The organism is Ammoniphilus soli (assembly GCF_040813775.1).
Genome location: NZ_JBEGDL010000078.1, coordinates 1 through 6,497 on the forward strand (window position 1 = coordinate 1; position 6,497 = coordinate 6,497).

A 6,497-nucleotide genomic window follows, 5' to 3' on the forward strand; every position below is an offset into this window, starting at 1 on the left:
AAATCTATTTGAAGTTTTTGAGGAATTAGGCTTGGAGATGGAGGACTATCATTTTCTGCTTCAAGATACGCAGGAAAACTATCAGTATTATATTTGAAAGAAGGAAGGGTGACTCCTTGAATGGGGTCACCCTTCTTTCTTTTTCTTGCTAAATTAGCCCTGGAAATCTTCTTTTTGTTATTGTTATAACAAAAAATTATTATATTGATAACATTTACTTTATAATGTATTATTTAATCATGATTAAATAATGATCTATGATTAATTATGTTGAGAGGGAGTGGGAAAGTCTTTGTATTCATTGCGTCGAATCAGTCAAATCAACAATCACTAATGAAAGGTAAAAGGAGGAAGCGAAGAGAATGGTTCTGTCAAGAAAGGTTGGAAAATTAGTTTTATTTTTACTTATTGGAGTTATTATTACATACCTCTTATTGCCTTTATTGTCGGTGTTTATCACCAAGAGTCCGGCGATGATCTTGGAGAAGCTGCAAAGTCCAGTGATCTACCAGGCGTTGAGTTTAAGCTTGAAGACCACCAGTATTGCTCTTATTTTTATTGTCGCGTTAGGTACGCCTTTAGCGTACTGGTTAGCGAAGTCCGAGTTCAAAGGGAAGAAGGGGCTCGAAGTCGCCTTGAAGATGCCGATCGTGGCTCCGACCGCGGTTGTGGGAGTGGGATTGCTTCTGATCTTCGGTCAGCGGGGTATGCTGGGGGGGACTCTAAGCGTGTTGGGGGTGACCGTACCGTTTACCTCGATTGCGGTCGTCATGGCGCAGATTTTTATGGCTTCCCCTTTCTATGTAACGACGGCGCGACAAGCGTTTGAAGCGGTGGATGACCAGCTAATTGCTGTATCGCAAACGCTTGGCGTTAATGCTTGGAAAACGTACTGGCGCGTCAGCACGCCGCTCGCCTTGCCAGGTCTCCTTACGGGGGTAGCCTTAAGCTGGGCCCTGGCCCTTGGGGAATTTGGGGCCACGATGATGTTTGCAGGGAATTTGCCAGGTAAAACGCAGACGTTGCCTCTCGCGATCTACACCGCAATGGAGTCGGATGCTGATGTGGCCGTTTCGATTGCCGCACTCCTGTTAACGGTATCCTTTTCCTTGTTGCTGTTCGTTAGCTTTATCGAAAAATTCTTAGGCAAAATTATGGGCACAGCTCGATAGATAGGAGGAAGTAGGTCATGTTATCTTTTCAATTAAAGAAGCGACTGCGTCATTTTACAGTAGAACTCTCCCAAGAGATAGGTGCGGAGACGCTCGTGTTGATCGGGCATTCAGGTTGTGGGAAAAGTACAATGCTCAAGATGCTGGCAGGTTTGCTTTCACCGGATGAAGGATCGATTCAACTGGATGGACGAACGCTTTGGGATGGATCGCAGGGCATTCAACTGCCACCGGAAGAACGGAATATCGGCTATGTGTTTCAAAATTACGCGCTCTTTCCCCATCTGACGGTCTTTAATAACGTAGGCTACGGCATTTCTAACTTGGAACAGGAAGAACGGACGCAGCGGATCATAGAAGCTCTAGATTTTCTCGGTATTCGCCATTTAGCCCAAGCAAAGCCAGCCATGCTGTCTGGCGGAGAACAACAGCGTGTGGCTTTAGCCCGGGCACTCGTTACCCGGCCGAAGCTGCTCTTGCTGGATGAACCTCTATCCGCGCTGGACGTCTCCACACGTTCACATGTTCGGACGGAATTAAAGGAGCTCTTGCAGAAGCTTTCCATCCCTAGCATTGTCGTCACGCACGATTATGAGGATGCCCGCGTGCTAGCGGACAGGGTGGCGGTAATGGATCAAGGGGTGATTATCCAATCGGGGAATTCTAGGGAGATTGCGCAGTATCCGGCGAGTGACTTCGTGGCGGAGTTTATTGGAACGAACCTGCTTCCTCATGAGGAGCCAGGTCAAGAACAGCCATCCTTCGTCTCCGTCCATCCTTGGCATGTCGAGATTAAGGACGAATCGCAGCCTCGCCGATACCAATGGTCGGGGAAAATTAGAGATATGGCGTTTCAAGGGGGCTTTGTCCGCCTGCATATTGAAGGGGAAGTTTCCATCCTAGCGGATGTACCAGTGGAGTTGGTGGAAGCCCAGGATTATAAAGTAAATCAAGAGGTTTTTGCCTCGGTACAAGAAGAACATGCCCGAGTGGTGGAAGGTGCCGTCGTGAAGAAGCGGACACGGACCTCCGCAAGTCCCGAACCAAGCCTGATCCCAACGGGAGGAAAACGGACCAAATGGAAGGGACTATTGGCCGCAGCGGCGGTCATCCTCTCCGTTGGGATAACCGGTTACGGGCTAAAAACCAATGCCGTCAGTACGGCTGCCACAGTCGCGCCAACGAAGGAAATGTTCGCCTTGGTGGCCGCTAACGCGACGCATCCATTTAACGAGATGATGGAAAAGTTTGAGGAAGAGCATCCCTCGGTGGAAATGGGGGCTACGTTTGCCGGGACCCAAATCTTAAGAACGCAACTAGAGCAAGGGGCTAAAGCAGACATTTTTCTTTCCGCTGACCTCATGCATATTGAAGCCGTCAAGGAGCAAGGGCTGATCGATGAGTTTTTCCCCGTTTCCAAAGGACATGAAGTCATTGTCGTACCGAAAGGGAACCCGGCAGGCATTCAAGGCTTAGAGGATCTCGGAATCAAATCGGTGAAGCTCGTGATTGGCGTTGATAATGTACCGATCGGGGCGTATACGCGACAGATTTTTGATAACGCGAAGGTTGGATACGGAGAGGATTTTCCGCAGCGTGTATTAGATAATGTGGTGTCCTTTGAAACCAGCACGAAACAAGTACTGCAGAAGGTGGGGCTAGGCGAAGCCCAAGCCGGAATCGTGTACCGAACAGACGTAACGCCAGACTTCCAACAAAAAGTGGACATTGTGGAGATTCCGAAGGAGTATAACGTTCAAGCGACCAATTATATCGCTGTCACGAATGTGTCCCCGAATCCAGAATTAGCTCAAGAGTTTTTAGAGTTCTCACTTTCCAATGAAGGGCAAGAAATCTTCATACATCACGGCTATGATCCGTTGGATTAGGAGGCCGCTATGAGCTCTGGATACGTCATGCTTATCAACCTGAATAGCTGCAGTGGCTGCCATGCCTGCTCGGTGTCTTGTAAAGCGGAGCACCGAGCTCCGATAGGCAGCTTCCGGCATCGAGTGCAGGTCATCGAACAGGGGACGTTTCCTCATACGTCCCGATCGTTTGTCCCGACCCTTTGCCAACATTGTGAGGAGGCGCCCTGTCTTCAGGCTTGTGGGGTTCAGGCCATTCAGCGAACAGAGGAGGGAATCGTCCGCATCGATTCCGCTGCTTGCATCGGATCGGGGACCTGTGTAGAGGCGTGTCCCTATGGCGCCATATATCTAGATCCGATCACGAATCAGGCAGATAAATGCGATTTTTGCATCAACCGCCTGGAAGTAGGGGAACAGCCTGCCTGTGTGAGTACTTGCCCCACGGATGCCATCAGCTTTGGACGGGAGATAGAAGAGGGCTATGGGCAGTGGGAACCCGTGCCCACTCGTCCTCGCGTCCGGTACCAAGGACTGACTCCTGAACTGCAGCGACGTCTAGGCAAACTCAATGGAATCAAGGAGGAAGCGTAGATGTCGGTTGTTCAACAGATTCCCACTATGTGTTTAAACTGCAGTACGGTTTGTGGTATGGTAGCTAAGGTCAAGGAAGGTCGAATCCTCAAGCTGGAAGGAAATCCGAAGGATCCCAATTCGCGCGGCAAATTATGTGCCAAAGGGCAAGCTGCGATTAACATGGTGGAGGACCCGGATCGGATTCTGTATCCTATGCGAAGAAAAGGGCCACGGGGGAGCGGAGAATGGGAAAGAATCACCTGGGAACAAGCCTTGGACACGCTCGTCACCCGGTTACGCCCCCTTCGCCAAGAACATCGTCCCGAAGAGCTCGTGTTGCTCTATGGGCGCGATCGAAGCAATGGGTTTTTGGAGCGATTTACGGATGCGTTTGGAACCCCGCATCGGCTAGGACATCGAGGGCTCTGTTCCTTAAACAAGCGGATGGCCATTCGGGCAGCCCTTGGCGATGTCGATTGGGATACACCGGATTTGGAGCATACCCGCTTTATCCTCAATTTTGGCAGCAATTTTTATGAAGCCCATCAAGGCCACGTTGGCATGCTCCAGCGCGCAGCGAAAGCGAAAAGGGACGGAGCGCGCCTCATTACCTTTGACGTCAGGCTATCCAATACTGCCGCTCAGTCCGACCAATGGATTCCCCTGTTTCCTGGGACAGATGGCATCGTAGCATTAGCTATCGGTCATGTAATTCTCCGAGAGAATTTACAGGACACCGAGTTTTTAGAGGATTGGACCAATGCGACGCTTGAGGAATGGCGCCAGCACTACTCCGTTTATACGCCCGAGTGGGCGGAACGAGAAAGCGGAGTTCCAGCGGAGCTCCTGACCTCTTTAGCCCGTGACTTTGCCTCCCACGCTCCGCGTGCCTTGACATTAACGAACCGTGGAGCCCACGCGCATGAAAATGGATTTCATAACGAATGGGCAATTCTATGTCTGAACGCGTTAGTAGGGAGTCTGGGAAAAAAAGGAGGATGCTGTTGGATTCGAGGGGACGTGAATGATACGGTCCCGCAGCCGGGCCCGCTTCCGACGAAACCAAAGGTTCGCACCGAGCTTTCTCATCCTTCCGTTTTCCCCTACGTCAATCAGCTTTATCCTAAAGCGGTTTCCAGTACCATTTTTCCGTATATTGCGGAAGGAAGGGCGAGGGTGGATACCCTTCTCTCTTACTATGTGAATGCGCCGATGAGCTGGCCGGAAGGACCCACCTTCGTGAAGCAGACGCTGCTAGACGAAGAAAAGATCCCTTTTCATGTGGTGATTGATGCGTTTTACAGCGAAATGGCGGAAGTGGCAGACCTGATCTTGCCGGACGCCACGTTTCTGGAAAAGTGGGACTTGGATGCGAGGAATTCGTTTGCGTTCAAGCCCTATGTCGGTCTTCGCCAACCGGTGGTTCCACCTCCGGGGGAATGCCGAGACATTCGGGAAACGCTCATCGACCTCGCTCACCGGATGGATGAAGATATGGCCTATTACTTCCCGTTTGAAAGTGCGGAGCACTTTGTACGAATGTGGGCAGCACCCGTACCAGGGGGTTTGGAATGTTTGAAGGCCGAAGGGATGTGGACGAAGGAGTCCTCGTCTGTTCCCTACGAGCCTTATCTCACCGAAACTTGCTATACTTTAGCTGATCCGAACATCCGGGCAGAGGAGGAGGGGCTCGCTTACCTAATCGGGGAAGACGGGAACATGAGAATGGTAGGAAGAGTGTGGAAAGGTAACATTGTCAAAGGATTTTCGACTTCGGATCGGCGGTTTCAATGTAAACTTACGATACCCGAAGGAGGCGGGGAACAGGTGGTGTGGCCCACCTATCATCCGATTGAAGCCCATCAGCATTTGAATGAGGAGGACTTGGTGTTGACGACGTTCAAATGGAATGTGCATACGCAATCCAGAACGGCCAACCAAGCGTGGCTGACGGAAATTGTTGACGATAATCCATGCTGGATTCACCCGCGAACCGCAGAAGCTTATGGGATTAAATCGGGGACGGAGTTTCGCATCATTTCGGAAACAGGTGAGCTGATGGTGAAGGCCTACCTAACCGAAGCGATCCACCCGCGTGTGCTGGCCATTTCCGCTAGCTTTGGACATTGGCAGTATGGCAAGACAGCACAAGGAAAGGGCGTGAACCCGAATCGACTGATCCCCGATTGGACCGATCCGATTGGAGGGGGGCAGGCCTGGAACGATACGGTTGTTCGGATTCATATGTTTTGACTTGGTGCCCGCTGGGCACTTTTCTTTTGGACTAAAAATTCAGTTGTGGAAGCGATTCATCCAGATGTAAGCGCTGTCCAACTAGCCGATGAAGAGAGGCTGGAATACGATTACCTGGTGGTGGCCTTAGGCAGCTTAGCGATGATCAATTCCATTTGACTACGTTCAAATGGAATGTCCACACCCAATCGCGGACAGCCAATCAACCATGACTAATTCCCACTTGAAAAGAGCAAGGGTCAATTCTGCTTCTGATCGCTGCGAAAACTCCAAGTGTTCTTGACTTGGAGTGCAAAAACGAAATTAATCAAAATAAAGGATAGGGGCATAAACACTGTTTATGCCCCTTTTTTTGGCAGATAAGAATTTATAAAATATCTAGAATTCTTTATCTGCATAAGTGCAACTAGGCTGCCGTCGTTCCCTACCTTGACATCAAGATTTCACCTTCATTTAGATAAAATAAAATTTTATCTAAATGAACCCGTAGGGTTGATGTCAAGGTAAGGAAAGCCTTAAGGCTTGGCGCCAGCCTAGTTTTCTTTACTTAATTTTTCACCAATTGTCTTGCTACTCCACTGCGCTGGGCAGCCTCAGCTACCGCTGATGCGACATGAGGAGCGACACG

General features: G+C 50.1%; 4 protein-coding genes. All 4 read left to right on the top strand.

The genetic code is table 11. The features are described 5' to 3' along the window. Nucleotides 1-362 precede the first annotated feature (362 nt). Genes ABLT31_RS37845 through ABLT31_RS37860 form a run of 4 tightly spaced genes read left to right on the top strand, consistent with a single transcriptional unit; the run spans nt 363 to nt 5,869 of the window. Nucleotides 363-1,172, top strand: a complete 810-nt coding sequence (locus ABLT31_RS37845; RefSeq protein WP_367760886.1) for an ABC transporter permease — start codon at nt 363-365, stop codon at nt 1,170-1,172. Nucleotides 1,173-1,189: 17 nt separating this feature from the next. Continuing rightward, a complete protein-coding gene (gene modA, locus ABLT31_RS37850; protein ID WP_367760887.1) occupies nt 1,190-3,061 on the top strand; it encodes a molybdate ABC transporter substrate-binding protein in 1,872 nt (623 codons plus the stop codon). 9 nt (nt 3,062-3,070) lie between these two features. Then, nucleotides 3,071-3,634 carry a 4Fe-4S dicluster domain-containing protein gene (locus ABLT31_RS37855; RefSeq protein WP_367760888.1) on the top strand — a complete coding sequence of 188 codons (564 nt, stop codon included), beginning with the start codon at nt 3,071-3,073 and terminating at the stop codon, nt 3,632-3,634. After that, nucleotides 3,635-5,869: a molybdopterin-containing oxidoreductase family protein gene (locus tag ABLT31_RS37860; protein ID WP_367760889.1), complete on the top strand. Its 2,235-nt coding sequence runs from the start codon at nt 3,635-3,637 to the stop codon at nt 5,867-5,869. Nucleotides 5,870-6,497 lie beyond the last annotated feature (628 nt).

What these genes read in the sequence shown, in the direction of transcription:
- ABLT31_RS37845 (WP_367760886.1), top strand. Translation starts at nt 363, where the DNA reads ATGGTTCTGTCAAGAAAGGTTGGAAAATTAGTTTTATTTTTACTTATT.
- ABLT31_RS37860 (WP_367760889.1), top strand. Translation starts at nt 3,635, where the DNA reads ATGTCGGTTGTTCAACAGATTCCCACTATGTGTTTAAACTGCAGTACG.
- modA (WP_367760887.1), top strand. Translation starts at nt 1,190, where the DNA reads ATGTTATCTTTTCAATTAAAGAAGCGACTGCGTCATTTTACAGTAGAA.
- ABLT31_RS37855 (WP_367760888.1), top strand. Translation starts at nt 3,071, where the DNA reads ATGAGCTCTGGATACGTCATGCTTATCAACCTGAATAGCTGCAGTGGC.